The sequence below is a fragment of the Proteiniphilum saccharofermentans genome, from assembly GCF_900095135.1.
Classification (GTDB): domain Bacteria; phylum Bacteroidota; class Bacteroidia; order Bacteroidales; family Dysgonomonadaceae; genus Proteiniphilum; species Proteiniphilum saccharofermentans.
On record NZ_LT605205.1, the window covers coordinates 2,046,943 to 2,073,466 of the forward strand.

Here is a 26,524-nt window from a genome sequence, read left to right on the forward strand (position 1 = left end):
ATTTACTTGCGGCTTTTAATGGTGTTCAGCGTTTCTTCCAAGCCGCTTTTCAAAAATTTTAATTCTCCTAAGTCCGATAAGATAAATGCTTTGATAAATTCAATTTCTATTTCTTTCTCTTGCACTTGCAAAGTCTTAGCCAGTGTCGGCAGCATTTCTTTTGTCGCTGCACGTTCACTTCTTTCAATTTTGCTTAGAATGGAAGTGTCAATGTCGAGTTCGGCTGCAACTTTCCTTAATGGAAGTCCCAGTTGTTCTCGCCTGTTTCTCAAATATTCTCCAAAAGAATTCATCTTGTCGTATTTGTTTGGACTAATTCGTCAAAAGTACGATTTTTTTTTAAAGTTGTCGTCCGTGCGGTGGGGAAAATTACTCACGTTACTTCTATTATTTTATTGGTGTTCGTGAATCGCTTCGCTTATTTCAAGCTCTTTTGGTTTTGCGAAGGGTCGGCTTTGTGTGTCGGGCAAAACCAAATGTGCTTGAATGTGCGTTGGCTGTCTTTTTACACTGAGCGATAACGGATGGCGGTATGGTTAGTTGCCGATTTCGAAGCTCTTTCCTATCAAGTTACAACTACTTTTGATACGGGCTGTGCCGCTCGAATACGCACTGCCCCGGCAATTAACTATACCGCGTGTTAGCGGCTGCCATTTTTTCCTACCAAAAATAATCAATTATTCCATTATCAAATCAAATAATTTTTTGGGGTTTACTTTATTGTTAATCCAGATTTCTTCCATCGACGCCCCTTCTATAAAGGAAATTCCGTTTGCTTCCAGCCTTTTGACAACTACAATAGAATCAACCTGTAATACTTTTAGAACATCCTCAATTGGAGCATTAGTTATTCTTTCAATAAGGATGGTGTCAAATTTTGGACTCTTTTGTTGCTGAATGACTAATAAAATTGATATAACAGCAACAACTATTGTCGATAGAATAAAAACACGCTTTTTGAAATGAATTTTCAAGGCTTTCCAGTTGAGTATGACATGTAATACTGAAAACACGACAAAGAAAACACCCAGAATTTCATGTACAACCTCTGTATATCCATCAAATATATGAAAAAACATTAGTAAACCTGAGAGGGCAACAGCTAGGAAAATTATAGTTATTAATGGGGTGATAAAACTTCTGCTCAACTTCATAATACATCTTATTTAATTGAATGACGAAAATCGTGTTTCAAGGTTGCTAAGCCAATTTTTCCTTTTATCTTGACTTACAGATTTAACAGAAGTAAAACTAATCCATTTCAGTCGCTTATATCCCATTGTCTTAAAAACGCTTCGTAACATCACTTTTCTAATCAAATTACCTATTAGTAAGGAATACATTATTTGGGGCTTATTCATTGTAGTGATAATTGTTACACTTCTCATTTTTTTTAAAAGTGGCACTAAGCCGAAGCCTCGGGGATGATGGTCATATACCACGCCAGGGAATAGTACACGGTCTATAAAACCTTTGGTAGTTGCAGGCATAATATCCCACCAAATAGGAAAAATGAAAATTAAGTGGTCAGCTTTTTTTAAACGCTCGTTGTAATCAATTACCTGTGGGTCGATGGGTTGATGTGCAACGAAAGCTTGTAAGTCGTATTGTGTCATTACGGGATTAAACCTGTCATTGTCAAGGTGCATAAGATCCACTTCGTGACCAGCCTTTTGAAGTCCTTTTGTTACTGCGTTTAGGATTGCGTTGCAATAACTTCCCTCGTAGGGATGATTGAATACTATTACGGTTCTCATCTTTTACTGTTTAAATTTAGTGCAAAGTTAAGAAGTTGTAAACCATTGAACGATAACAATTGTAAAGAAATGAGTTTTATTGTCTGTTTCGTATTCTGCTTAGTGAAACAGGTGTAATGCCTAAATAGGAAGCAATATAATGTTGCGGAACTCGCTGAATAATAAGAGGATGTTGTTTTATTAACTCTTCGTATCGTTTTTTTGGTTTGTTTTTTAGAAATGAATGTAAAAGTTGTTGAGATTGAAAAAGCCGTCTGAATAAGTGGTCTTCTAATTTCTTTCTTAATTCAGGGGAACTCTCCAAAATAATCTGAAAATCCTTTTGTGATAAAGTTTTTAAAATACAAGGTTCTAAACTTTCGATACTGTATAAACTCGGTTGATTTGTCCTAAAACTCTCAATTGAAGAAACCCCGTCTCCTTCGAAGAAAAATTGAGTTGTAATTTCTTTACCGTCATTATTTATCCAAGTCCGCAAACAACCTTTTTCAATAAAAAACATTGTTTTTGAGATTTGTCCTTCATGTAGAAGGATAGTCTTGGCTGGAATTTCCTGCTCTTTAAAGAAATGGTTGAATTCTTTCAATTCATTCAATATTATAGTCGTCAATTTCTTCATCGCACGGTTCTTTATGGTTGCCGCAAACGAGTGGGCGCTTGGCGACAGGGCGGGGTTTCACAAATGTTCGCGCGGGCGCAAAACTTTCAAATTCCGACAAAACTTTCTGCGGGCGTACACCCCGCCTTGCGCCAAACCGCTTGTTGTGCGCTGGCATTTTGTTTATTGTTTGTTAATTTAATCCTTCGGATAAGAACTTTTCATTCTATTTCAGATATTTGCTATGTTCGAATAAAGGAAATTCACCAGAAAATTTTATTTTTGCTAAAATTTTTAGTTGAAGCCCTTGATTTTAGATTGTAAATATGTCCATTTATATTGGGTATTTCCATAACAATACATTCTTCTACATAATTCAATATGTATTTATCATCAAACGATTGTGGTTTAATCGCAATATTGGAAAAATGTAATCAGTAACTTCGCATGTACAATTTTCGGCAAGATTGAATGTACAGAAATTGGCAATATGCAATGTACATAAAAAGGGTTAAAGAAGAGTCTTCATATATTTGTAATTCACGAAAATACAAACACTATGAAGACTCAGATACATGACCTTAGAAAGGTACGTATGTGGTACGAAGTTAAAGAACTTTCCAGTAATCCGGGCAATTCGGATAGTAAAATTGCAAAAAAGTTGGGTATTGATCGCAGAACAGTTTCCAGGTACAAGAAGATGAGTGAAGATGAGTTTCATGAGTTTTCAATGAAACAACGTGTATACGAACTTGTTTTGTCGCCATATTACCCGGACGTTCTTTCCTTATTGAGTATAGACAATGGTTTGCCGGCGGCAGTGATAGAAGACCGGCTGAAGGAGAAATACGCCGACTTGCCGAAGGTGAACAGCAAGACTGTATACAACTTTGTCCAGCACGTGCGGCGTCAGGAGAAGATCCCTGTACCGGAGAAGATCCGCCAGACGGAAGCCCTGGAAGAGTTTGCATATGGCAGCCAGGCGCAGGTTGACTTCGGTACAGCACAGATGCGACGTTTGGACGGCAGTAGGCGCAGGGTTTATTTTTTTGCCCTTGTCCTGTCACGCAGTCGCTACAAATATGTGTTTTTCCAAACAACTCCCTTCACCGGGAAAACAGCCGTCCAGGCTCACGAGCAGGCCTTCAAGTATATAGAGGGTATCCCCGGGAAGCTTCTCTATGATCAGGACTCGGTGTTTCTGAAAAGTGAGAACCTTGGCGATTATCTCCTGGCTGATGATTTTCGTCGCTACAGGGATGAACGCGGTATCAGCGTTGAGTTCTGCCGCAAGGCCGATCCCCAGAGCAAAGGCCGGGTCGAGAACGTGGTAGGATACGTGAAAAACAACTTTCTTCGCGCGCGTACCTTTCACGATATAGATCGCCTCAACGAGGAAGTCCTGAGCTGGTTGGAGCGCAAGGCGAACGGCACCAAACATGCCACGACGAAGCGCCTGCCCCATGACGTGTGGTTGATTGAAAAGGAGCATCTCTCCTTTTTTCGCCCCTCACCGGCAATCCCCCGGGATGAGATTCCCACCTACACGGTGAGAAAAGATAACACAATCAGTTACAAGGGGAACTTCTACAGGGTCCCATATGGCACCTATAACGGGAAGGGACCGGAGGTATTACTCAAGGTCAAGGATGGCACCCTTTCGCTTTCCAACCGGCAAGGCATCCTTCTGGCCGAGCACCCCGTCAGTCTTGAAAAAGGCAAGGTAAGAGGAGATACACAAGTATAAGCCCCGTTATCTGAGAGACAATCTGAAAATGATAAGGGAGGTGATGGGCGAATATGGTGAGGAGATCGTTGGCAGTGCACTTGATTACTGCCTCGACAATGGGCTCTACAACGCCCTTTACCTGAAAGAAGCCGCATCACATTACCGGGAGTTAAAACGCCGGGAGAAGAAGCCCTTGCCTGTTGTAAGCGTGTTGCATGACGGTGTTCAAACAAGTCAGTATGACACGGATGCATACATCCCCGAGAGAAGCAAGATAAACCGGTACGATCAAATCATGGAGCTATGAAGCAGATAGAAAACATGAAGCAATATGCCGGCATACTTCGTTTGGGATACCTGAGCAAAAACTTGCAGCCGATGCTTCACCAGGCGAGCATAGATACACCGGGATACGCGGACTTCCTGGAGAACATGCTTATAAAAGAGCTAGAGCAGCGACAGCTGAATGATTACCGGCGCAGGACTAAACTGGCCCGTCTGCCACGTGCACACGAGCTTGACGAGTACGATTACAAGGCCTCGAGCAGCATCGGCATAAGGCAGATGACACAGCTCAGGGAGCTGCTCTGGGTCGATCAGCTATACAACCTGGTGCTGATGGGGCCAAGCGGTACGGGCAAAACATACCTGGCCGGGGGACTGGTCAATGATGCCATCAAGAAAGGTTATAGGGCCTATTTTACCACCATGGCTGACCTGATAGGCGTGCTCAACAGGAAAGAAATCATCTCATCGGCAATGAGCACCTACAAGCGATACACCAAGGCACACCTGATTGCCATAGATGACATCATGATGTTCCCGGTGCAAAAGAGTGAAGCGGTGGCTCTGTTCAATCTGATCAATCACCTGCATGAGCAGTGCTCGATCATCATCACCACTAACAAGTCACCCAGCCAGTGGGCGGAGACACTGGATGATGAAGTGTTAGCCACAGCCATCCTGGATCGACTGCTATATCGTTGCGAGGTGATCAGGTTCGAGGGAAACGGTTACCGTATGGACAACCGGAAAACTTTCCTTGAGAAAGAATAAAAAAACAGTTGAATACAATAAAAAAGAGATAGTTAATGTAATGTTAAACCTGTACATTGGATATTGCCAAAAGTTGTACACTCAACATTGCCATTTTTTGTACATTGTAAATTTGCTAATTACAAGCCAATTAACTTGATTATTTCCTTTTGCATGTTTTCTGTCAATATAACGATAACACTGGTCTTTATCTTCTGATACTAAGCAATCAAGTAAAAATCCACTATCTATATTTACAACAGCTTTTTTTTCAATAAGAAATGAATGAAGTTTCTTATCAATATCTTGTACAATTTCAGGATTAACTAATAATTTATATCCTGCCAGCCTTCTGTTACCCTCTAAAACGATTAACTTATCAGATGTATCCCAAACTACAACTTTCTCTAAATGTGGCAGGTCAATGTCATTTGCAATTTCTTCTATAAATTCTTTAATCTTGAAGTTTGGTTTGGATAGAAAGTATCTTATAAGTTCTTTCTCATCGGAATTATAATATTGGTCTGGAAACCGAGCATTTTCATCCCAAAGGAATAATTTATCAATCGGTATCTTTTTTTCTACAAACTTCATATTAATTCTGTTTTTATATGTTCATTTTATAACGAGATGTTCCGAAAAAATTACCGCCAACGGATGGAACTATATGCAGTTGGGGATTGCGGGTTGCTTTCCTGTCGAACCCCGATGCCGTTGTTGCGGGCTGCGAACTTTATTGTCCGCACCGAAACCCCAATTGACATATAGTTTTTGTTAGCGTTTCGTTGTTTTTTTCTTTATCCAAGCGTCATGTAAATTTCCCCATTTGTCAGTTGAACTTCCCAACCTGTCTGCCTGTCTTGGATGACAAAGAGGAATTACATTATAAATTTTGTCGTTTATTTTAATCTCATGCTGTCCACCATAAGTATTTTCACTCTCACCAAATTGCGCTAATCTAGAAAAGCGATTGTCATAGAAACGCAGAAACCAATAAATAGGCAAATCTCCTAATAATATTAAGTTTTCGGCTTGCGAAGTTTCAAGTTCTTCTAATATCTCATCTCGTCTGGATTTAGAATTTAACTCCGATTTGTCAAAGTCTGGAATTGAAGCTTTAGAAAGTCCGTACTCACTTATGATGCTGTCAGAATAGTGTTTGTTGATGGCATTTCGCTGATGTTCGTTAACTCTTGATTCAGGAAGCAAGTCGCATAGCCACGAAGTGTTTCTATCTAGTCCAAGCGGTTCTAAAAACAGATTGTCAAGTGCCCTACCTGATGGACCATTTAATCTTTTGTCTTTTGGAATTGTCAGTTGACCTAATTGCTCTGGAACCCATATTTTTGAAATAATTTCTTCAGCATAATTTCCTGTCCAAAATATTTCGGGTTCACTTGCTACTGCTAAAGCTGATACTTTTTGCTTACCGTCTTTGTCTAACCAACGGGCATGAACAGCACTGGCATAAACTCCCAAAACAAAAGCTTTTTTGGGAGTTTTGTCCTTTTGCTCAACTTTTTTGAGTTCTTGTCCAAATGGGAAATTGTAAGTTTTATTCATGCTGTCGTCTTTTTACAATGAACGCTAACGGTCTCGGCTAAGAAACGTAGGGCGTTTCAAAGCGATTTACTGTCCACCGGAACCGTAGCTTGCTAAATGCATAAGCCCTTCGGAAACCCTTGTCTGCCCTATGTTTTCTTAGCCAATGTTGGCAGCAGTACTTTTTATTTTCCGCAACAAGGGCAATTGTTATCACTTGTTGGTCCCAAACTCTTGCTTAGATTTTCAACCAAAGGCTTTCTACTTCCAAATTCTTCCTTTTCGAATTTTTCGATAAACTCTCTTACTTCCTTACGTTCAGAATATCCAAGCTCGGAATATCCCTTGATTACTTTAAATGTCTTTTTGTCCATTTTGATTATTTTAAGTTATACCATTTAAATTGCCCGCAAATGTCGCAGTCCGTGGATTTCATTGATTTAGGGACTTCTTCACAACCGTAACACTCTCGTTTAAATTCTCTTAGTGCATATCGCATTCCTTTTCTTAATTCCCACTCCTTGAGGTAATGCTTAGAGTCTTGCTCTATTCTTGACTTATGTTTTGTGTTCTCAATGTTGTACTCTTTTTCAAGTTCATCGAATGTGCTGGGAGGGAACTGTCCCAATTTTTTAAAGTTGTCCGCTAAAACGCTGTATTGCTGAGAAGCTTCAATTGAATAAGCAAATTCATCATCCCATTTAAAAACTACTGCAAAAACTGAGATAATTAACTGGGCAATCGTCAATGGTACGGCTAAAGAAATTGCTAAAGCTAAATAATCCGAGTTATACCCATAGGCGAGAGCAGTTCCACCAATTGCTGTTGGGACAACAATTCCTGAAGCTTTCAATAGGTTTACCCACCTCCCATATTTCTTAGATCTGTTGTCAAAAATGTAGCCTTTGCCGAACGTATGTAAAGCACCATTCCAGCATTCTTGTCTTAGTTTGTCTATTTTTTGTTGTTCTGTCTCCATTCGCTATGTATTCCTGCTAATTAAACCTGGTGAGGAATTTTTTACTTCGTTAATCTCCTATATTCTATTGAATACTTAGTTGCTTGTTTTGGATCGTTCTCAACGGTTATATTTTCATCATTTCGAAATTCAGCATTATCAGACCAGTTATAAGAACCTGTAATTACAATTTGATTGTCAACTACACAGAATTTATTATGCATTAGTCCGCCTCGTTGTCCTTTTTTTATTTTAACATGTGGTAATTGTGTAATATCCACCCCGTGTTTTTTGTTTATTCCGTCATAATAAATTGCAAGCTTCACATCAAGACCTTGTTGGTGTTTTTCAACCAATTTTTCAAATAGAACGTTATTTGTAAACCAAGCCATTACAACTATTATTGAAACTTCTGCGGCATCAAGAGCTTTTAATATTCTATTTTGAATATCTTGAAAATGAGCTTCATTAAATACTGGTTGTGCGTTATGAACTATTCCTCCCTGCACTTTTAGATTTCCGTTCAAATTTTCGATTCCAAAGCTTTCTGGATCAAGTATTTCAGTCAAATTGTCCACTATTTCAGGATTGTCATTCACAACTTTATTCAATAGTTCTCTTAAATTGTTGCTGTCATTTAGCTCAGACAATCTCTTTTTAACATATTCTGTTTTTGATGGTCTCTGTCCATTTCTTTTTCCTATATCTGGTAATCCTAGTTCATCGTAAATATCCCTTATTCCATAATTATTGAATAGGTTCACAATCTCTCGCCCGGTTAAGTTACTTACAATGAATGGAGCTATTTTTTCAATAGCGTAAGGTGATATTTTCATTTAGTTACTTCTTTTTTCATATTGCTGCCAACGTTGGCGGTATGAAAAGTTGCCGATTGCGGGCGATTACCTATCAAGCTACACAAAAGTTGAAGCGGGCTACAACCCTTGAATAACCTACTGTCCCGGCAATTTTTTATACCGCGTGTTAGGGCACGTAATTTATTCATTTTTAATCATTTCACTCAAATCAATTGTTACAAAACTCTTGTCTTGTGTGTCATATAAAGTATTACCAATCAGGAAGGCATTTGAGGTCGCATCAATTTCAGCAATTCTTTGTCCAGTATTATTAATAACCAAAGTCTTTTTATCTTTTGCAATAAACTTAAAATTCTTTGTTCTCAAATAATAAATACTTAAATCATCGTATTCTATTGTTTTTGAAATATTTAATTCGCTGTCAATGGATAATGTTTTACCTTGACTTGTAAAAACAAATACTTTGGTGGAATCAGATTGTGGAAGACTCATTAAATCTCCATTTTGATTTGTAATAAATACTTGATTACCTACAAAATATTTTAGTTCTCCAACATTGTCTTTCGGAAAGTCTTTTTCAGCAATCAAATTCCCAGTTTCCATTGAATACTTTGAAATTCTGTTTTTAAATACTAAAAAGATTTCTCTGTTTTGTATCTGATAACTGAGAATAGGGTCGTCTTTTACATTTATTAATGATAAGTATTTCTGTTTACCAGTCTGTCTATCAAATGCCGCAAAGAAGGGCTTACCAAAATCTAATTGTCTGTAACCCATAAATGCCATTCCCTTATTAATCATAAATATTACGCTATCATTCATGAAGATAGAAGATTTACTTGCTAAGTCGTTTGAAAATGGGAACTTCCATATTGTTTCACCTGATTGTTTGTCGATTTTTACAAGTTGTTCTTTTGAAGCCAAATATATACTGGAACTGTCAGTTATAGTATTAGATACCAAATCTCTTACTAAATCATGTCCAGTAGACATAACGAATGTGCCTGTAAGCAAACCTAAACCAACTCCAACCGCATTTGCAGCAGCTGTTCCTGTGTAATCTTTTTTTCCTGTAATCGTGTTGTAATCCCAGCCTTTTCCCGTTTTTATATCTATTGAATGTAATCCAGCAGCAACAACAATCATTGTTGAATCATTTGTGTAAAAAACATCATTCCAACCATATTCTCTATTTAAATCTCTTTTCCAAAGTACATTGCCATTTTTTAAATCAATTCCTTCAAGTTCATTGGAATATCCAGTTGAGCTTTTGAATTTGTATCCGATGCCAATATTATCAATTGGGTCAACAAAGTATATGTTGTTTTTAACTTCCCAAAGTTCATTTCCAGTAATAATATCAAGACAATAACTTTTATTAGCAACGGTATAAATCATTGTGTTACTGAATTGCTGTAGATTGCTTGACTGGTAAGCAATCTTTTTACTCCATAATACTTTTTGATTTTTAATGTCATATTGGATAATATTTCCAGTATTGCTAAGCCATTTTTCTTTTCTAAGTCCACGCAATTGAACAGTTAAAAATCCATTTGTTGTATCAATAAATGTTTCATGAATTCTTTCAGGAAATACGTATTCTAAACCTTTTATTTCAGAGCTATCGATAAGGCTTTTGCCTAATGTTTTCTCATTACTCAATACATTAATTTGATTCTTTTGGCTAAATCCAGTTAGCGAAATTAAAAGTAAAAGTCCTAATACTATTTTTCTCATATTTATTCAGTTAAATGCTGTCGGTTTCTTTTTCTATTATGTGCCCTAACGCACAAATATACGCAATAATATTAAAAAACAATCATTTGTTTCAATAAAAATTAAAATAAGTCATACCTCTATGTGAATCAGTTGATTGAAAACAGATATTTTGTTGCGTATTTCGAATTATTATACTATCTTTCGACTCCAAAAGAGGTTTGAGAGTACATATTTAACATATCTGAAATACGCAGTTATGGATTTTAGAGATAAAAGATATCATTTTGAGCCGGGTGAATATAATGGCAAGCGGGTGATTTGGATTAGGTTCGAAAAAGACAACCAACTTATTTCCTATCTGCGCAATCATACAAAAGCAAGATGGTCAGCATCGGAGAAATCATGGTATATTACCGATAACCGATATTATCGTGAGTTGTTTGGTTTGAAGCCGGTGATTGCCGGTAAAGAAGTCCTGAGAAAAATTCATGCTAAAAACCTACCAGCTCTAAAACGGTTTCAGGAACAGATAATACTGAAAGGGTACAGCGAAAATACGCTTCGAACCTATACGCTGGAATTTGCTCAATTGCTGTACATCCTTAAATCGTATCCGGTTGATGAGCTTACTCCTGATCGGTTACGTGGTTATTTTCTTTATTGCCACCGGACGCTGAAGTTGTCGGAAAGTGAAATCCATAGCCGTATCAACGCAATAAAATTCTACTATGAACAAGTGTTACACCGTGAGAAAATGTTCTTTGATATTCCACGTCCCAAAAAACCGCAGACACTTCCAAAAATGCTCAATAAGAAGGAAGTGCAAAAAATTATTGAAGTTACCCAAAATCCGAAACATAGACTGATGTTGAAACTTGCTTATGGTATGGGATTACGTGTCAGCGAACTGGTCAGCCTGAAAATTTCGGATATCGACAGTACCGCCATGTTAGTCCGTATAGAACAGGGTAAAGGAAAAAAAGACCGTGTAGTTCCCCTCCCGGAATCAGTACGACTTGAAGATATGCGAAGTTATTACAAGGACTATCGTCCTAAAATATATCTCTTCGAAGGACAGCATGAAGGGCAATATTCCATCCGGAGTGCCCAACAAGTTTTTAAATCGGGATTAAAAAAGGCTGGAATCAAAAAACAAATCGGCATACATGGGCTGCGCCACAGTTATGCCACACACCTGTTGGAAACCGGTACTGATATACGTTTTATCAAGGATTTGCTTGGGCACCAATCCGTTAAAACGACCGAAATCTATACACACGTTACCGATCTGTCGAAGTCAAAAATAAAAAGTCCGCTCGATTCCTTGTAAGAATATTTATAGCGGAATAAGCCAGGCTGCATAAATATGGCTTGCCAGACCGAGTAACACAAACAGATGAAAAACGGTATGGACAAATTCCTTTTTTGCCGTGGTAAAGATACAAAAAAATCGATGGCATGACGCCAAGTAGTCATACTCAAAATAATTACCAAGCATAATACTATTTTTCCTGCAACTCCAAAACTTTATTCCACATATGGAGTTATTTTTTAAACTTATCATTTTTTTTGTTTTTCTCTGCTCTAACGGCTTCGCAGATTTTGCCCTCATTATCTTCATCTACTTTATCTGCTGCCCGGTTGATTTAGTCCGTCTGTATTTAAATCGTTTTGTTCTTTAGCTTTTCCCCAAAGTTCTTCATCTGTAAGATTGGTCTCGACCAATTCAATGGGCATTCCTCCATCGTTTATAATGGCAACTTCATATCCTTCAATGGGCTCGTAAGGACCTAAAAGGGTTTCCTGACCTTGAATTGCTGTCATTAGATTTTCGACCTTGAAAGCAATGTGCGGATTATTTTTAGGTCGGGTGGCGAGGGAATTGCGATAGTTATGTTACCATTGCCGGTAACGCACAAATATACGCAATTCTATGAATAGAATATTTGAAAATTGCAATATAAATTAAGATGATCCGTAAATACTCCTAAATGTCTGTTTTTTTATGTGAATCCAGCTTGCGTTAGGTTTGCAAATGTAATGACCATATTATGTGAATCTGACGTTTTACGGATGATCATTCAATTAAAATAAGTCTCCCTCGTTTTGAGACAGTTGATTCCTACAAGACAACCGCGAAATCTATACACATGTGAGTGACCGATCAGAAAATTCCTGCCAAAAAGTCAGATACTATGCTTTGGCAAAGATTTTGACCGATTGGTGTTGTGCATTCAGGCGTGAGTATACTTTCTAATACTCATAGTCTTGAATGGCTCCATTGTAAGAACTTTGTCTCTTGACGTTTGTTTTTAATATAGTCCGGAGCACTTGCATGACACGATTTGAAGAAAGGAGAAAATATATGAACTTTAATAATTTTACAATAAAAGCCCAGGAGGCGGTACAGAAGGCTATCGAACTGGCACAGGGAAACAATCAGCAGATGATTGAGCCGGCACACCTGCTCAAAGGGGTGATGCTGGTAGGCGAAAATATAACCAGTTTTCTGTTTCAGAAACTGGGTGTAAATCCTCAAAATCTGGAGAGAGTGCTCGACAAGGAAATTGAGTCTTTTCCCCGTGTATCAGGTGGCGACCCGATGTTAAGCCGGGAGACTAATGCCGTTTTCCAGAAAGCGAACGATTTCACCAGCAAGATGGGTGACCAGTTCGTATCGCTGGAACATCTGCTGTTAGCAATCCTGGATGAAAAGAACAGTGCATCTCAGATGATGAAAGATGCGGGCATTTCACTGAACCAGTTGCAGGCAGCTATTCAGGATTTACGTAAAGGACAAAAGGTGACAAGCCAGTCGGCCGAAGATACTTACCAGTCGCTGGGCAAATATGCTGTGAATCTGACCGAACGTGCCCGTAACGGTAAACTTGACCCTGTTATCGGACGTGATGAAGAGATCCGTCGTGTTTTGCAGATCCTGAGCCGGCGCACAAAGAACAATCCTATCCTGATCGGTGAACCGGGAACAGGGAAGACTGCGATTGCCGAAGGATTGGCATACCGTATCGTGCGGGGTGATGTACCGGAGAACCTCAAGAGCAAACAGATATATTCTCTGGATATGGGAGCGCTGATTGCCGGTGCAAAATATAAGGGTGAGTTCGAGGAACGGTTGAAGTCAGTAATCAACGAAGTGGTGAAGTCGGATGGAGAGATCATCCTTTTCATTGATGAAATTCATACGCTGGTCGGTGCCGGAAAGAGTGAAGGCGCAATGGATGCCGCCAATATCCTGAAACCTGCCCTGGCGCGTGGTGAATTGCGTGCTATCGGAGCTACTACGCTGGATGAATACCAGAAGTATTTTGAAAAGGATAAAGCATTGGAACGTCGTTTCCAGACAGTGATGGTGGACGAACCGAGTGAATCGGATACAATCTCGATCCTCCGTGGGTTGAAAGAAAGGTACGAAAACCATCATAAGGTACGTATCAAAGACGAAGCGATTATTGCTGCCGTACAACTGTCGAGCCGCTATATTACGGATCGTTTCCTGCCTGACAAGGCGATCGACCTGATGGACGAGGCGGCCGCCAAACTGCGTATGGAAGTCGATTCTGTTCCTGAAGAGCTGGACGAGATCATGCGGAAAATCAAGCAGTTGGAGATCGAACGTGAAGCAATACGTCGTGAAAATGATACCCAGAAAGAGGAGTTACTTACCAGGCAGATTGAAGATTTACGTGCCGAAGAGTCGGAATATAAAGCCAAATGGCAGTCTGAAAAAGAAATTATCAACAAGATCCAGCAGGACAAGATCGACATTGAAAATGCCAAGTTTGAAGCAGAACGGGCCGAGCGCGAAGGTGATTACGGTAAGGTCGCTGAATTACGTTATGGTACGATCAAGGAGAAAGAGACTGAGATCGAAGAACTGCAAAAACAGTTGCATGAACGCCAGGGTGGACGTGCGATGATTAAAGAAGAGGTGGATGCTGAAGATATTGCCGATGTAGTATCGCGGTGGACCGGTATTCCGGTGAGTAAGATGCTGCAGAGCGAACGAGAGAAACTGCTTCATCTCGAAGAAGAACTTCATAAACGTGTTGTCGGCCAGGAGGAAGCTATCTCTGCCGTAGCTGACGCAGTGCGGCGTAACCGTGCCGGATTGAGCGACCCGAAACGTCCTGTCGGTTCTTTCATCTTCTTGGGTACAACGGGTGTTGGTAAGACGGAGTTGGCGAAAGCGCTGGCAGAATACCTCTTCGATGATGAGAATATGATGACCCGTATCGATATGAGCGAGTATCAGGAGAAATTCAGTGCTACCCGGCTGATTGGAGCACCTCCGGGATATGTGGGGTATGATGAAGGTGGACAACTCACTGAAGCGATCCGTCGTAAACCCTATTCAGTGGTATTGTTTGATGAGATTGAAAAGGCCCATCCGGATGTGTTCAATATCCTGTTGCAGGTGCTGGATGACGGCCGGTTGACCGATAACAAGGGTAGGGTGGTGAATTTCAAAAATACCATTATCATCATGACCTCTAACATGGGGTCGAACCTGATCCGTGAGAATTTTGAAAGGATCACTCCTTCGAACCGTGAAGAGATTATCGAAAATACCCGGAATCTGGTGATGGATATGCTGAAAAGAACTATCCGCCCGGAATTTTTGAACCGGATCGACGATATTATTATGTTTGCTCCGCTAAAGGAGGATGAAATCGAACAGATTGTCCGTATCCAACTCGGTGCTGTAGGAAAAATGTTGTCGGAGAACGGTATCGAACTGAGGTACACCGACGAAGCGGTCAGAAGCATTTCTGTAGCCGGTTTTGATCCTGAGTTCGGAGCACGTCCCGTGAAACGGTTGATCCAGCGCAAGGTGCTGAACCAGCTTTCGAAAGACCTGTTGGCAGGAAAGGTGGATAAGACAAAACCGGTCATTATCGACGCCATCGACGATACGGTCTTTTTCAGGAATTGAATTGTAAAGTGGAAAGGTGGAAAGGATATGCAATGTGCTAATGTGATGATGTGGTAATTAGTAATTAGTAATTAGTAATTGGAAATTCGAAATTGAAGTTTCACCTTTTCCAGAATCCGGGGATGAACAACGAGAGTACGGTAAATATCTCAAGGCGCCCCACCAGCATAAGGAAACAGAGATAATATTTCATGAAAGGCGTCGCTGATTCGAACGTGCCGCTGGGCCCGTAAGAGCCTAATCCGAAGCCGTAGTTGCTGATGGACGAAAGGGAAACACCGATTGATTCTTCGAAATTCATCCCCGTAAGACCCAATATTACGGCACTAACCACCGTGAGGGTGACATACAGGAAGACAAAGGCGAATAGCCGTGACAGGGTTTCACCAGTGATCACTTTCCGATTCATCTTCACCACATAAAGTGCGTTGGGATGTACCTGGCGCTTGAAAACCAACAGTGCATTTTTGGAAAGCACTATCAAGCGCGAGATTTTCATCCCGCCCGAAGTGGACCCTTCACTGCCACAGAAGAGGATCATCGTGAGGAAAAGAAGCCAGTAGCCGGAACCCCACAACTGGAAATCAGTTGTGGCAAATCCTGTGGTGGTGATTGCCGCCACGACCTGGAAAAGCACTATCCGGAAAGTTTGTTCTGTATCGTTCATCCGTCCTGAGGCCAAAAGAGCCACTGTGATCCCCAAGGTGAAAAGGACGGTAATCAACAGATACCATTTGAACTCTTCATCCCTGAAGATAGTGGCCTTGAACCGGGTGACAAGTACCGATATGAGAAGGAAATTGGTAGCACCCAAGAACATAAGCAGGGTGATCACATATTCTGTATAGGGAGAATTGAAAAAGGCGATGCTTGTCTGCTTGGTGGAAAAGCCCCCTGTGGAAATGGCTGTGAGTGTATGGCAAGCTGCATCGAACGCATCCATCGGGCCTGCCCAAAGAAAGAAAAATCCAAGGATCGTAAGGCCGAGATAAGTAAGTGCCATCTGTTTGGTAATCTCTCTGATGCGGGGACGGAACTGGTCTTCGGCTATACCGGTGGCTTCCGCCTCATAGAACTGGCTTGAGATTCCTCCGAAAATAGGCATAAACGAGAGGACGAAGATGATGATCCCGATCCCTCCGATCCATTGCGTGAAACTGCGCCAGAAATGGAGTGATTTGGGAAATGCTTCAATATTGACCAGGGTAGAACTGCCGGTAGTGGTGAAACCACACATGCTCTCAAAAAATGCGTTTGTAAAAGAGGGAATGGCGCCGCTGAACAAGTAAGGGAATGTGCCGAACAGCGTCATCATCAACCATGAGAGCGTGACGGTAAAGAAAACTTCCCGTTTGGTAAGGTTACCCGCTGCACGCTTCCGTTTTCTTCCCAGAAATGAGAGAAGCACTCCGGAACCGAAGCTAGCGAGTGCCGAAAGATAAATACTCCTTACGGCCGTTTCGTTGTAATACTCACCTACGAATGCGGAAAAGAGCATGAAGATCGCTTCAATTATCAGGAGCAGACCTATGGTATTCAATACAAACTGATAGTTAAATCTCTGCATGCGTCGTAGTTTGTCCGGAGGCATATGCATGTACGGTATGCAAAATCTGCCCTGGCACAAATTTAATTAAATAGTTTTTCGATACTTTTCAGTGATTTATTGAGGAAAAATACCACTACCTGATCATAGGGCTCAATCAATGTGTCTCCGTCCACCAGCATGGGTTCCCCGTTTCGGATGATAGCCCCGAAAGTGATGTCGGGCGGTAGATTCAGGTTCCTGATCAGCTTTTTCGTCACTTTGGAGTTGGGTTTGGCGATGACTTCCCCTACATTGGCATCGGCAATGGTAAGGCTCTTTATATTGGAAGCATCGGCTTTCAGCAACAGTTCGTAGATCTTGCTGGCGGCGATCAGTTTTTTGTTGATCACAGTTCCAATATTGAAACGTTCTGCCATCGAGATGTAATCGATATTCTCGACTTCTGCCACCGTCCTCTTCACGCCATACTGTTTTGCCATCATACATCCCAGGATATTGGCTTCGGAGTTACCGGTAAGGGCAAGAAATGCATCGGACTCAGTGATACCCTCCCGCAGGAGAAATTCAGCGTTCCGGCCGTCTTCCACAAAAACGGTGACGTTGGGCGGGGCCATCTCCACCAGCTTTTCCGCACGTTCCCTGTCCTGTTCAATGATCTTTATATTGATGTTCGACGGGAGTTGTTGTATGGTACGCATGGTGATGCGGCTGCCACCCATAAACATGATTTTTCTGGTCTCGAACGATTTTTTACCGAACAGTTCGGGCAATGAATCGATATGTTTTCTGAGGGTGGTGAAATAAAGAATATCATCAGGAAGGATCTGATCGCTCCCTTTAGGTATCAGGGTGTGCGAATTGCGCTTGATGGCCACCATGTGGAACCGTTTGTTTGTCTGTGGAAGGTCGTACAGGTATGTATTCACAATGGGGGCATTCTCCCTTACTTTGGCGGCGGCAAGGATTACGGTTCCGTTGCATAATTCCCACCAGAAGCGTGCCCACGGCGTTTTAAGCGACATTGCGATCTCCCGGGCCGCGATCAGTTCGGGATAGATCATGGAATGAATCCCCAACTTTTCAAAGAATTCTTTGTTCTTGGGTAACAGGTATTCGTAATTATCTATACGGGCAAGTGTCCTCTTCGCCCCTAAATTGGAGGCAAGCATACAGGAGGTGATGTTTTTGGACTCTTCGGGAGTTACGCCGATATAGAGGTCGGTATTGGCAGCACCTACTTCCGTAAGATCTTTGAGCGACATGCAGTTGCCGATATAGGTGAGTATATCGGTGTTGTCACGTATGATGGCAAGCCGATCTTTATCGGCATCGATAAGTGTTATGTCGTGATTTTCCTGTCCGAGAAGTTTCGCCAGATGGGTTCCGACGGCGCCCGCACCTGCTATTAAAATCTTCATTGCATCCTTTGCAGTTAATGATTCTCTATCTCAACGGTTATGTATCTGTACAACAGGGTTTATCCTGTTATGCGGTGGCTGTAGATGTGCATGAATTCCCCGGGTTTCCTTATACATACGCGTAATATGTTCCAGAATACCCTTTTCATCGATTCCGGTGATCTGCTGAAGTTCTCTGACTGATCCGTGGGTAACAAATTCATCGGGGATACCTACGCGGAGCAGATGAACATCAGTATAGTCGTTTTCCGCAAGGAACTCGAGGACGGCGCTCCCCAAACCTCCTTTAATGACCCCATCTTCCACGGTGATGATATATCTGAATTTCCTTGCCACCTTATGCAGCAACTCCTCATCGACGGGCTTCAGGAAGACCATATCATAATGGGCTACGCTGATGCCCGATTTCTCCGCTTCGTCGATTGCTCTTGCTGCATTATTGCCGATAGCACCAATGGAGAGGAGGGCTATATCTTTCCCTTTTCTTAGTTTCCTCCCTTTACCGATAGGAAGGATATGGGGTTCGTTTTTCCATTCGGTCATCTCACCCTGGCCACGGGGGTACCTGATCGCGAAAGGTCCTTCGTTTCCATATACGGCTGTGTGCATCAGGTTGCGCAGTTCATGTTCGTTGTAGGGCGATGAGATAATCAGGTTGGGTATGGGACGAAGATAGGCAAGGTCAAATACACCATGATGCGTAGGGCCATCGGGACCCACTAAACCTGCCCTGTCAAGACAGAAGATCACTTTCAGTTTTTGTAGTGCCACATCGTGGATTACCTGGTCGTATGCCCGTTGCATAAACGATGAGTAAATATTACAAAACGGGATCAATCCTTCTTTTGCCATGCCGGCGGAAAAGGTTACGGCATGTGCTTCGGCAATGCCCACATCGAATGACCTGTCGGGGAATCTGTCTGCCATAAAAGTCATGGAACAGCCGGTGGGCATGGCCGGAGTCACTCCCACGATTTTCTCATTTTTCTCAGCCATCGCCACAAGGGTATGTCCGAACACATCCTGATAAAGCTGGGGTTGGTTTGCATTATCCTTCAGGATCCGCTCGCCGGTCTCTTTATTGAAAAGACCCGGTGAATGCCAGATGGTGGCCGATTTTTCAGCCGGCCTGAATCCTTTGCCTTTGACGGTTTTGATGTGAAGTAACTTCGGCCCCTGCATATCTTTGATATTGCGGAGTATACGGATCAATCCCGGCAGGTCATGCCCATCGACCGGCCCGAAATATCGTATATTAAATCCTTCGAACAGATTTTGCTCTTTGGTTATCAGGGATTTGACGCTGTTATTGAACCGCAAGACGAGGTTCTTTTCTTTTTCCGAAATCAGATTTCGTTTTTTGAAACCCTGGTAGATATTGTTCCGTACCTTATTGTATTTTGCAGAAGTGGTCAGTTTCACCAGGTAATCCTGCATTCCACCCACGTTGTTGTCGATCGACATATCATTGTCGTTAAGGATGATCAACAGGTTATTGGGTTGCGAGCAGGCGTTGTTGATCCCTTCGTAGGCCAATCCGCCGGTCATGGATCCATCGCCGATGATGGCAACGATATGCCGGTTCATTTCCTTCCTGAGATTGGCTGCCACAGCCATACCCAACGCCGCCGAGATGGAGGTGGACGCATGGCCGGCGGCAAAAGTATCGTATTCGCTCTCATTGGGGTTGGTGAACCCGGAAAGCCCTCCCAGCTTACGATTGGTTGAAAACCGGTCGCGGCGGCCGGTCAGTATCTTATGGCTATAGGCCTGATGCCCTACATCCCATACGAGTCGGTCGTAGGGAGTATTATAGAGGTAATGGAGCGCCACAGTCAACTCTACAGTTCCCAGGCTCGATCCAAAATGTCCGGGGTTATTGGAAAGCTGCTCGATGATGAATTCCCTCAGTTCGCTGCAAACTGTTTCCAGTTGTTCTATGCTGAGTTTTTTCAGATCGTCGGGGCTGTTTATATGTTGTAAATATTGCATACGCTTGTTTTATTTAGAATAAGGGGTAAAGAATAAAGAGAAAAGACAATGTTTAGATTTACTGCTCGCTTCATAATTCTGCACATAGTTTTCTTCTTTAATAACGGGTTTAGGTATAAAATAGTTTATAATTATCCTAATCATTCATAGACCTTTCCATTTTTCCACCTTCCCACTTTTCTACCTTAATTCGCCATATCGGAGAAGAACTTGATGCGAACCAGGCGTATTTCGGTTTCTGTATAATCTGACAATTCTTCCTGTGCCTTCTCCAGATCATCTGTCTCGGTCTCTTTGAAGTAGGAGTAAATATCCTGCAGTACATCCTGATCCATCACTTCATTGAGGAAATAATCGATATTGATCTTGGTACCCGAATATACAATGGCTTCTACTTCCGACAGCATTTCGTTAAAATCAATACCTTTTGATTCCGCTAAATCGTCAAGTGCCACCTTTCTGTCAATGGCCTGTACGATAGATACTTTGAGTTTCGATTTATTGGCGACCGTCTTCACACGGAGATCTTCGGGACGGGTAATGTCGTTTTCCTCCACGTGTTTCTTTATCAGATCGACGAATTCTTTGCCATAACGTTTTGCTTTTCCGGCACCCACTCCGGGAATATTTTGCAATTCCTCAAGTGTAATGGGATAGGAGGTGGCCATGGCTTCGAGTGACGAAGGCTGGAAAATAACATAAGGAGGAACGTTCAGTTTTTTCGACAGTTTTTTCCTCAGGTCCTTCATCATGGAGAAAAGCACGGGGTCGGCAGCACCACCGCTTCCACCGGCAGAGATCACATCTGAATCATCACTTTCCGGATCGGTCATGTTGTCCTCATCTTCATCATCTTTCGTTATCTTAAATGAGACAGGACTTTTCAAGAAGTCTTTCCCCTTCTTGGTAATCTTGAGAATACCGTAGTTTTCGATATCTTTTTTCAGATAGTTATCGAGTAGTGCCTGACGGATAACTACTTCCCAGGTGCTTTCTTCTTCATCGGCACCCGATCCGAATTCCTCCAATTCATTATGCCCGTACGTCTCTATATCAGATGATTCTTTTCCTATAAGGAAATTTATAAGATAATCGGCCTTTTGTTTTTCTTTGAGAGCGGTAATCGCTTCCAACACAGTAATAAGTAACTCTTTCGCTTCCACTTTCTTCTTGGGATTTAAACAATTGTCACAATGTTCACAATTCGGTTCGTTATACTCTTCGCCAAAGTAGTGCAGCAGCACTTTCCTCCGGCATACGGATGTTTCTGCATAAGCGGCTGTTTCCAGCAGCAGTTGTTTTCCGATCTCCTGTTCCGAGACCGGTTTACCCTGCATGAAACGCTCCAGTTTCTGCAGGTCTTTTTCTGAATAGAATGCGATGCATTTTCCCTCACCCCCATCGCGTCCGGCACGGCCGGTTTCCTGATAATAACCTTCAAGGCTCTTGGGAATATCATAATGGATCACATAACGTACATCAGGTTTATCGATTCCCATACCAAAGGCAATAGTCGCTACAATTACATCCACCTTCTCCATAAGGAAAGCATCCTGATTATTGCTGCGCGTGGCGGCATCCATTCCGGCGTGGTAAGGTAATGCCCTGATATCGTTTGCTTGCAGGATCTCTGCAAAATCGTCCACTTTCTTTCGGCTCAGACAATAGATAATTCCTGATTTTTTGCCCTGGGAGAGAATATACTTAATGATCTCCCTGTCTATTTGTTCAGTCTTATTACGAATCTCGTAATAGAGGTTGGGGCGGTTAAAAGATGATTTAAATACCACCGCGTCAGTCATCCCGAGATTCTTCTGGATATCGTGCTGTACCTTTGGTGTGGCTGTTGCAGTTAAAGTGATGATAGGGCGTACGCTGATCTCACTGATGATTGGCCTGATGCGCCGGTATTCCGGTCGGAAATCATGACCCCATTCCGAAATACAATGCGCCTCATCCACAGCATAAAATGATATAGGGATATTCCGGAGGAATTCCACGTTTTCAGTTTTGGTGAGCGACTCGGGCGCTACATACAGCATCTTTGTCCTGCCGGAGAGCACATCTCTTTTTACCTCTTCTATTTCCTGCTTATTGAGGGAGGAGTTGAGAAAGTGGGCAATACCGTTTTCTTCACTGTGGTTACGCATGGCGTCCACCTGATTTTTCATCAGTGCGATAAGCGGAGAAATGACAATCGCCGTTCCCTCCATCAGTAGCGCAGGGAGTTGGTAGCAGAGTGATTTTCCGCCACCGGTTGGCATTAATACAAAAGTGTCTTTTCCGGACAAGATACTTCTGATTATAGCCTCCTGGTTACCTTTAAAAGTATCGAATCCGAAATATTTCTTTAACCCTTTGTATAATAAATCTTGTTTTTCCATTGAGCAAATCACTCTGTAATCAAATCTGCCTTTTCCGAAAGGCAAACACAAAATTAAGAAAGTATTTTATATTTCCAAATAAGATTTGTAATACAAAACGAATATATTCAATTGTGTTATCAACCCGTGCATATTCAGTGATAAACGGATAAGTGACTGCATTAAAAAAAACGCAAGCTGAACATGCGTTTTTTTTGATTCACACGCAACCGGCTTTCACCGGCCGGGGATTCCTATATGTCGTGAATGGAATATGTTTCAGGCGACTCTTAAATGGTGGAGATCTGAATTCTCCAACTGTTGAGCAGCATATTCGCGGGTAACGTGCATTTTTTTCTTCTCACCTGAAGAGGGGAGAGTGAACATAGCTTCGATCATGATTGCTTCTACGATAGAACGCAATCCGCGCGCTCCCAGTTTAAATTCAATCGCCTTATCGACGATATATTCGTAAGCTTCATGGTCGAAAGTGAGTGTTACGTTATCCATCTCAAATAACTTCTGATATTGTTTGATGATCGAATTTTTAGGCTCCACCAATATGCGCAGCAGTGCATCCCGGTCGAGCGGCTCTAAATAGGTGAGGACTGGAAGTCGCCCGATGATCTCCGGGATCAGCCCGAATGATTTCAGGTCGAGCGGAGTGATATATTTCATCAGGTTATTCCGGTCGATTACCGAACTTTGATTGCTGGCGGCATAACCTACCACACGTGTGTTGAGGCGTTGGGCGATTTTTTTCTCTATCCCGTCGAAGGCACCTCCGCAAATAAACAATATATTTTTGGTATTTACGGCGATCATCCTCTGTTCCGGATGTTTTCTGCCACCCTGGGGCGGGACATTTACCACCGAGCCCTCGAGTAATTTCAGTAATCCCTGCTGTACTCCTTCACCACTCACATCGCGGGTGATAGAGGGGTTGTCGCTCTTACGGGCAATCTTATCGATTTCATCGATAAAAACAATCCCTCTTTCCGCGGCGTTTACGTTATAGTCAGCGACCTGAAGCAGACGGGTGAGAATACTCTCTATATCCTCTCCCACGTAGCCGGCTTCAGTAAGCACAGTTGCATCCACAATAGTAAAGGGAACCTGCAGCATCTTTGCAATGGTTCTGGCCAGCAATGTTTTTCCTGTACCTGTTGCTCCTACCATAATGATGTTCGATTTTTCAATCTCCACCTCATCTTTGGTATTCTTCTGCAGGATTCGTTTATAGTGGTTATAGACCGATACCGACAGAAAACGCTTTGCACTCTCCTGTTTGATCACATACTGATCTAAAAACTCCTTGATCTGTGCCGGTTTGGGGAGCGAGGAGAGGGAAAGTCCGATGTCTGATTTCTTGTTGCTTTGGAACGAGTCGTTCACAATTTCGTGTGCCTGTTCGGCGCACATGTCACAGATAAAGCCGGTCATACCCGAAATGAGCAGATTTACTTCCTGTTCACTTCTTCCACAAAAACTGCAATGATTGCTGCTATTCGCCTTTTTTGCCATTGTTTATTTCTTTTTTGTCAGGACGTCATCTACCATACCATACTCTTTGGCTTCGGATGCCGTCATCCAGAAATCGCGGTCGGAGTCTCTGGCCACATCTTCAATAGGTTTACCCGAATGAGTAGATATGATGCCGTAGAGTTCCTGTTTGATCTTTGCTATTTCACGGGCGGTAATTTCTATGTCCGAGGCTTGTCCCTGCACACCTCCCAACGGTTGATGGATCATCACGCGTGAATGGTTGAGGGCGAACCGTTTTTTCTCGGTACCGGCTACCAGTAATACGGCTGACATTGAAGCCGCAATACCGGTACAAATGGTAGATATATCGCTTGAGATGAATTGCATGGTGTCGTAGATACCCAATCCTGCATAGACTGACCCGCCGGGTGAGTTAATGTAGATAGAGATATCTTTTCCCGGGTCGGAAGAATCGAGATAGAGTAACTGAGCCTGGATCACATTGGCTGTATAATCGTCGACTGCGGTACCGAGGAAGATAATACGATCCATCATCAAACGGGAAAAAACATCCATCTGTGCTACGTTGAGCTGGCGTTCCTCGATGATGGTGGGGGAGATGTATCCTCCCTGGCTGGTGATATTCATGTAACTGTCCAATCTGGAGCCGTTCATGCCCAGATGTTTCACCGCATATTTTCTAAAATCGTTATGCATAAAATTTGGTTTGATGTTTATAATTCTAATTATTACCAATAAAGCAACTGCAAACAGAGTGCCAAATTTACAGTCAGCTACACTTACCGGTGTTAGAATTATACAACAAATTTATAACGAATTATCGAATTACAAAATAAAATCCTGATAAACAATCGATAGGTTGCTCAGCAGATATTTATTTTTTTGTCGATGTTTTTCTTTTTTTTGCCGGTTTTTCGGTTGACTCCATCCCCTCTTCCGTGTCAGGTGTGTCGTTAGAAACAGGTTGCTCTGTGTCGGCCGCCTCTTCTGTTACGCTATTGTCGGAAACGATTTCTTCTACAATATCTTCATCATGACCGTGCTCTTCTGTATGTTCACCGTGTTGATGCATATGTCCGCTCATTAATTCGCTGAAATCTTTCGATGAGATCTCTTTTTCAATTACGGTCACATTTTCTTTTAGCCAGTCGATAAGTTTGTTTTCGGTAGCCCTGTCGAACAGGTTACGGACTGTTTCTTCTTTTTCGAGCAGGCTCTTGGTATAATTTTGCAGCACATCTGCCGGCAGGTTGGTCATTCCATATTGGGCAAACTGTGCTCTTGCCACTTCTGTTGCAAGCGCTTCAATATCTGTGAAGTCGACTTTGATCTCATTTTCTTCCACGATTTTCTGTCTTGCCACATGGAATTTCAGGTCTTCCAGAATTTTTGGAAAATCTTCTTCTATCTCTTCGGCTGTACGTTTTTCATCCGCTTCGAGTAGCCAACGTTTCAACAGTTCGTCGGGGAATGTTACTTCTTCCATCATCTTTACAATGAGATCCCGTGCTTCATGAATGAACAGATGATCGACGTCCGGTTTAAATTGTTTCACCAGTTCTTCTCCCACCTTTGTTCTGAACTCTTCTTCCGTAGTGGCTACTCCTTCACCCAATACTTTGTCGAAAAGTTCCTGGTTCATTTCTGCTTCTTTATAGCGGGTCACCTCTTTAATGTCGAACCGGAAATCAGAATTTATCTCCGCTACGTTTTCTTTAGTGGTTTGCAGCAGCGATGCTATTTCGGCTTCGTTATTGTCGTAGGCTTTTCTGGGATTGAGTACCACGCTGTCACCTACTTTGGCTCCGATAAAGCTGTTTTTAGTCTCTTCATCCTTAATATAGGACGGCATCAGGATAGCGTTTTCTATTACCTGGCCGTTCTCTTTTTCCTTGTCACCATCCATTTCGACAAGGGTGCCTTTGATCAGATCGGTATCTTTTGCTTCCTCTTCCACAGATGCATAAGTGCCGTAATTCTGTTTGTAGGCATCCATCTGCCGTTCGAACAGTTCCGGTTCCAGTTGTATCTTGTAGGAGGTCAGTTCAACACTTTTGTCGAGCTTCAGGTCGAATTCGGGAGTAAGCGCCACATCGAACGAGAATTTGAGTATCTCATCTTTTTCCAGATCAATTTCTTCGTCCAGGTTATCAGCCGGCAGAGGTTCTCCCAGTACTTTAAGTTTATTGTCACGAATGAAATTCCCTATTTCGTCGGAAACAATTTTATTGATTTCGTCGACCAATATAGCTTTTCCATATAATTTCCGGATCAGGCTTTTGGGTACTTTTCCCTGACGGAATCCGGGAATATTGGCCCTTTGACGGTATTGATTCAGTGATTTATCTACCTTTTCCTGATAATCTGCTTTTTCCAGTTCAATGACGATGGTTCCATTCACATCGTTCGTTTTGTTCAGTGTTGACTTCATTATAATATATGAAAATGATTGTTTTTTGTTGAAAGTGCGTAAAATTCAACCGTTTGAAACATTTTTAAAAATAAGATTGCAAAATTAGTGTTATTCTTTTAATCTGCAAAAAATATTTTATTGAACCCGCTGCAATTCTGTTACCGGATTATTGT

23 protein-coding genes are annotated in these 26,524 nt (G+C 42.0%); 5 read left to right on the top strand and 18 right to left on the bottom strand.

The window, feature by feature from the left end; genetic code table 11:
- Positions 1 to 2: 2 nt before the first annotated feature.
- The 4 genes from PSM36_RS07990 to PSM36_RS08005 all read right to left on the bottom strand — a co-directional run bounded on the left by PSM36_RS07990 (position 3) and on the right by PSM36_RS08005 (position 2,376).
- The gene (locus PSM36_RS07990) at positions 3 to 293 is read right to left on the bottom strand and encodes a helix-turn-helix domain-containing protein (protein ID WP_076930474.1); all 291 of its coding nucleotides are present in this window, start codon (positions 291 to 293) and stop codon (positions 3 to 5) included.
- Between the two features lie 384 nt (positions 294 to 677).
- On the bottom strand, positions 678 to 1,154 hold the full coding sequence (locus tag PSM36_RS07995) for a DUF4405 domain-containing protein (RefSeq protein WP_076930475.1): 477 nt from the start codon (positions 1,152 to 1,154) through the stop codon (positions 678 to 680).
- A gap of 12 nt (positions 1,155 to 1,166) precedes the next feature.
- Positions 1,167 to 1,757 carry an NAD(P)H-dependent oxidoreductase gene (locus tag PSM36_RS08000; RefSeq protein ID WP_076930476.1) on the bottom strand — a complete coding sequence of 197 codons (591 nt, stop codon included), beginning with the start codon at positions 1,755 to 1,757 and terminating at the stop codon, positions 1,167 to 1,169.
- 76 nt (positions 1,758 to 1,833) lie between these two features.
- On the bottom strand, positions 1,834 to 2,376 hold the full coding sequence (locus PSM36_RS08005; protein ID WP_076930477.1) for a Crp/Fnr family transcriptional regulator: 543 nt from the start codon (positions 2,374 to 2,376) through the stop codon (positions 1,834 to 1,836).
- A 538-nt stretch (positions 2,377 to 2,914) separates the two neighbouring features.
- Here PSM36_RS08005 and istA point away from each other — a divergent pair.
- From istA to istB, 3 genes are read left to right on the top strand one after another with little or no spacing between them, the layout of a single operon-like run.
- Positions 2,915 to 4,102 (top strand): IS21 family transposase, encoded by a 1,188-nt coding sequence (gene istA, locus PSM36_RS08010; protein ID WP_076930478.1) that lies wholly within the window; start codon positions 2,915 to 2,917, stop codon positions 4,100 to 4,102.
- Between the two features lie 28 nt (positions 4,103 to 4,130).
- Positions 4,131 to 4,391: a hypothetical protein gene (locus tag PSM36_RS08015; RefSeq protein ID WP_076929580.1), complete on the top strand. Its 261-nt coding sequence runs from the start codon at positions 4,131 to 4,133 to the stop codon at positions 4,389 to 4,391.
- Entirely contained in the window at positions 4,388 to 5,140 is a 753-nt protein-coding gene (gene istB / locus PSM36_RS08020; protein ID WP_076929577.1) for an IS21-like element helper ATPase IstB, read from the top strand. Before PSM36_RS08015 ends, istB begins: the two co-directional genes overlap by 4 nt.
- Positions 5,141 to 5,221: 81 nt before the next feature.
- On the opposite strand, the gene PSM36_RS08025 is transcribed toward istB, so the two are convergent.
- The 6 genes from PSM36_RS08025 to PSM36_RS08050 form a co-directional block, all read right to left on the bottom strand.
- Positions 5,222 to 5,713 (bottom strand): hypothetical protein, encoded by a 492-nt coding sequence (locus tag PSM36_RS08025; protein ID WP_076930479.1) that lies wholly within the window; start codon positions 5,711 to 5,713, stop codon positions 5,222 to 5,224.
- Positions 5,714 to 5,893: 180 nt separating this feature from the next.
- Entirely contained in the window at positions 5,894 to 6,682 is a 789-nt protein-coding gene (locus tag PSM36_RS17600) for a hypothetical protein (protein WP_076930480.1), read from the bottom strand.
- 164 nt (positions 6,683 to 6,846) lie between these two features.
- Positions 6,847 to 7,035, bottom strand: coding sequence for a hypothetical protein (locus PSM36_RS08035; RefSeq protein WP_076930481.1), 189 nt, complete (start codon positions 7,033 to 7,035; stop codon positions 6,847 to 6,849).
- A gap of 5 nt (positions 7,036 to 7,040) precedes the next feature.
- Positions 7,041 to 7,640 carry a mobilome CxxCx(11)CxxC protein gene (locus PSM36_RS08040; RefSeq protein WP_076930482.1) on the bottom strand — a complete coding sequence of 200 codons (600 nt, stop codon included), beginning with the start codon at positions 7,638 to 7,640 and terminating at the stop codon, positions 7,041 to 7,043.
- Positions 7,641 to 7,681: 41 nt separating this feature from the next.
- Positions 7,682 to 8,455: a phospholipase D-like domain-containing protein gene (locus PSM36_RS08045; RefSeq protein WP_083710980.1), complete on the bottom strand. Its 774-nt coding sequence runs from the start codon at positions 8,453 to 8,455 to the stop codon at positions 7,682 to 7,684.
- Positions 8,456 to 8,617: 162 nt separating this feature from the next.
- Positions 8,618 to 10,174 carry an outer membrane protein assembly factor BamB family protein gene (locus PSM36_RS08050; RefSeq protein ID WP_076930483.1) on the bottom strand — a complete coding sequence of 519 codons (1,557 nt, stop codon included), beginning with the start codon at positions 10,172 to 10,174 and terminating at the stop codon, positions 8,618 to 8,620.
- Positions 10,175 to 10,412: 238 nt separating this feature from the next.
- Here PSM36_RS08050 and PSM36_RS08055 point away from each other — a divergent pair, with 238 nt between their 5' ends.
- Positions 10,413 to 11,486, top strand: coding sequence for a tyrosine-type recombinase/integrase (locus PSM36_RS08055; protein WP_076932132.1), 1,074 nt, complete (start codon positions 10,413 to 10,415; stop codon positions 11,484 to 11,486).
- Positions 11,487 to 11,782: 296 nt separating this feature from the next.
- Here the strand turns inward: PSM36_RS08055 and PSM36_RS17220 are convergent, their stop codons facing one another.
- On the bottom strand, positions 11,783 to 11,980 hold the full coding sequence (locus PSM36_RS17220) for a hypothetical protein (RefSeq protein ID WP_083710981.1): 198 nt from the start codon (positions 11,978 to 11,980) through the stop codon (positions 11,783 to 11,785).
- A 541-nt stretch (positions 11,981 to 12,521) separates the two neighbouring features.
- Between PSM36_RS17220 and clpB the strand changes: the two genes are divergently transcribed.
- Complete coding sequence (gene clpB / locus PSM36_RS08070; protein WP_076930485.1) at positions 12,522 to 15,110, top strand: ATP-dependent chaperone ClpB; 2,589 nt, start codon at positions 12,522 to 12,524, stop codon at positions 15,108 to 15,110.
- Between the two features lie 100 nt (positions 15,111 to 15,210).
- Here clpB and PSM36_RS08075 read toward each other — a convergent pair whose 3' ends face one another.
- The 7 genes from PSM36_RS08075 to tig all read right to left on the bottom strand — a co-directional run bounded on the left by PSM36_RS08075 (position 15,211) and on the right by tig (position 26,369).
- The gene (locus PSM36_RS08075) at positions 15,211 to 16,677 is read right to left on the bottom strand and encodes a TrkH family potassium uptake protein (RefSeq protein ID WP_076930486.1); all 1,467 of its coding nucleotides are present in this window, start codon (positions 16,675 to 16,677) and stop codon (positions 15,211 to 15,213) included.
- A 62-nt stretch (positions 16,678 to 16,739) separates the two neighbouring features.
- Entirely contained in the window at positions 16,740 to 18,077 is a 1,338-nt protein-coding gene (gene trkA, locus PSM36_RS08080) for a Trk system potassium transporter TrkA (RefSeq protein WP_076930487.1), read from the bottom strand.
- A gap of 30 nt (positions 18,078 to 18,107) precedes the next feature.
- A complete protein-coding gene (gene dxs / locus PSM36_RS08085) occupies positions 18,108 to 20,069 on the bottom strand; it encodes a 1-deoxy-D-xylulose-5-phosphate synthase (protein WP_076930488.1) in 1,962 nt (653 codons plus the stop codon).
- Between the two features lie 185 nt (positions 20,070 to 20,254).
- A complete protein-coding gene (gene recQ / locus PSM36_RS08090) occupies positions 20,255 to 22,453 on the bottom strand; it encodes a DNA helicase RecQ (protein ID WP_076930489.1) in 2,199 nt (732 codons plus the stop codon).
- Positions 22,454 to 22,711: 258 nt separating this feature from the next.
- Positions 22,712 to 23,956 (bottom strand): ATP-dependent Clp protease ATP-binding subunit ClpX, encoded by a 1,245-nt coding sequence (clpX, locus tag PSM36_RS08095; protein ID WP_076930490.1) that lies wholly within the window; start codon positions 23,954 to 23,956, stop codon positions 22,712 to 22,714.
- 3 nt (positions 23,957 to 23,959) lie between these two features.
- Complete coding sequence (clpP, locus tag PSM36_RS08100; RefSeq protein ID WP_019540791.1) at positions 23,960 to 24,634, bottom strand: ATP-dependent Clp endopeptidase proteolytic subunit ClpP; 675 nt, start codon at positions 24,632 to 24,634, stop codon at positions 23,960 to 23,962.
- Positions 24,635 to 24,812: 178 nt separating this feature from the next.
- A complete protein-coding gene (gene tig, locus PSM36_RS08105; protein WP_076930491.1) occupies positions 24,813 to 26,369 on the bottom strand; it encodes a trigger factor in 1,557 nt (518 codons plus the stop codon).
- Positions 26,370 to 26,524 lie beyond the last annotated feature (155 nt).

Coding starts and splice junctions, on each gene's coding strand:
- PSM36_RS07990 (WP_076930474.1), bottom strand. CDS start 293: ATGAATTCTTTTGGAGAATATTTGAGAAACAGGCGAGAACAACTGGGA.
- dxs (WP_076930488.1), bottom strand. CDS start 20,069: ATGCAATATTTACAACATATAAACAGCCCCGACGATCTGAAAAAACTC.
- PSM36_RS07995 (WP_076930475.1), bottom strand. CDS start 1,154: ATGAAGTTGAGCAGAAGTTTTATCACCCCATTAATAACTATAATTTTC.
- PSM36_RS08015 (WP_076929580.1), top strand. CDS start 4,131: ATGATAAGGGAGGTGATGGGCGAATATGGTGAGGAGATCGTTGGCAGT.
- recQ (WP_076930489.1), bottom strand. CDS start 22,453: ATGGAAAAACAAGATTTATTATACAAAGGGTTAAAGAAATATTTCGGA.
- PSM36_RS08005 (WP_076930477.1), bottom strand. CDS start 2,376: ATGAAGAAATTGACGACTATAATATTGAATGAATTGAAAGAATTCAAC.
- clpX (WP_076930490.1), bottom strand. CDS start 23,956: ATGGCAAAAAAGGCGAATAGCAGCAATCATTGCAGTTTTTGTGGAAGA.
- PSM36_RS08075 (WP_076930486.1), bottom strand. CDS start 16,677: ATGCAGAGATTTAACTATCAGTTTGTATTGAATACCATAGGTCTGCTC.
- tig (WP_076930491.1), bottom strand. CDS start 26,369: ATGAAGTCAACACTGAACAAAACGAACGATGTGAATGGAACCATCGTC.
- trkA (WP_076930487.1), bottom strand. CDS start 18,077: ATGAAGATTTTAATAGCAGGTGCGGGCGCCGTCGGAACCCATCTGGCG.
- PSM36_RS08000 (WP_076930476.1), bottom strand. CDS start 1,757: ATGAGAACCGTAATAGTATTCAATCATCCCTACGAGGGAAGTTATTGC.
- istB (WP_076929577.1), top strand. CDS start 4,388: ATGAAGCAGATAGAAAACATGAAGCAATATGCCGGCATACTTCGTTTG.
- PSM36_RS08035 (WP_076930481.1), bottom strand. CDS start 7,035: ATGGACAAAAAGACATTTAAAGTAATCAAGGGATATTCCGAGCTTGGA.
- PSM36_RS08045 (WP_083710980.1), bottom strand. CDS start 8,455: ATGAAAATATCACCTTACGCTATTGAAAAAATAGCTCCATTCATTGTA.
- PSM36_RS17220 (WP_083710981.1), bottom strand. CDS start 11,980: ATGACAGCAATTCAAGGTCAGGAAACCCTTTTAGGTCCTTACGAGCCC.
- istA (WP_076930478.1), top strand. CDS start 2,915: ATGAAGACTCAGATACATGACCTTAGAAAGGTACGTATGTGGTACGAA.
- PSM36_RS08025 (WP_076930479.1), bottom strand. CDS start 5,713: ATGAAGTTTGTAGAAAAAAAGATACCGATTGATAAATTATTCCTTTGG.
- PSM36_RS08055 (WP_076932132.1), top strand. CDS start 10,413: ATGGATTTTAGAGATAAAAGATATCATTTTGAGCCGGGTGAATATAAT.
- clpB (WP_076930485.1), top strand. CDS start 12,522: ATGAACTTTAATAATTTTACAATAAAAGCCCAGGAGGCGGTACAGAAG.
- PSM36_RS08040 (WP_076930482.1), bottom strand. CDS start 7,640: ATGGAGACAGAACAACAAAAAATAGACAAACTAAGACAAGAATGCTGG.
- PSM36_RS17600 (WP_076930480.1), bottom strand. CDS start 6,682: ATGAATAAAACTTACAATTTCCCATTTGGACAAGAACTCAAAAAAGTT.
- clpP (WP_019540791.1), bottom strand. CDS start 24,634: ATGCATAACGATTTTAGAAAATATGCGGTGAAACATCTGGGCATGAAC.
- PSM36_RS08050 (WP_076930483.1), bottom strand. CDS start 10,174: ATGAGAAAAATAGTATTAGGACTTTTACTTTTAATTTCGCTAACTGGA.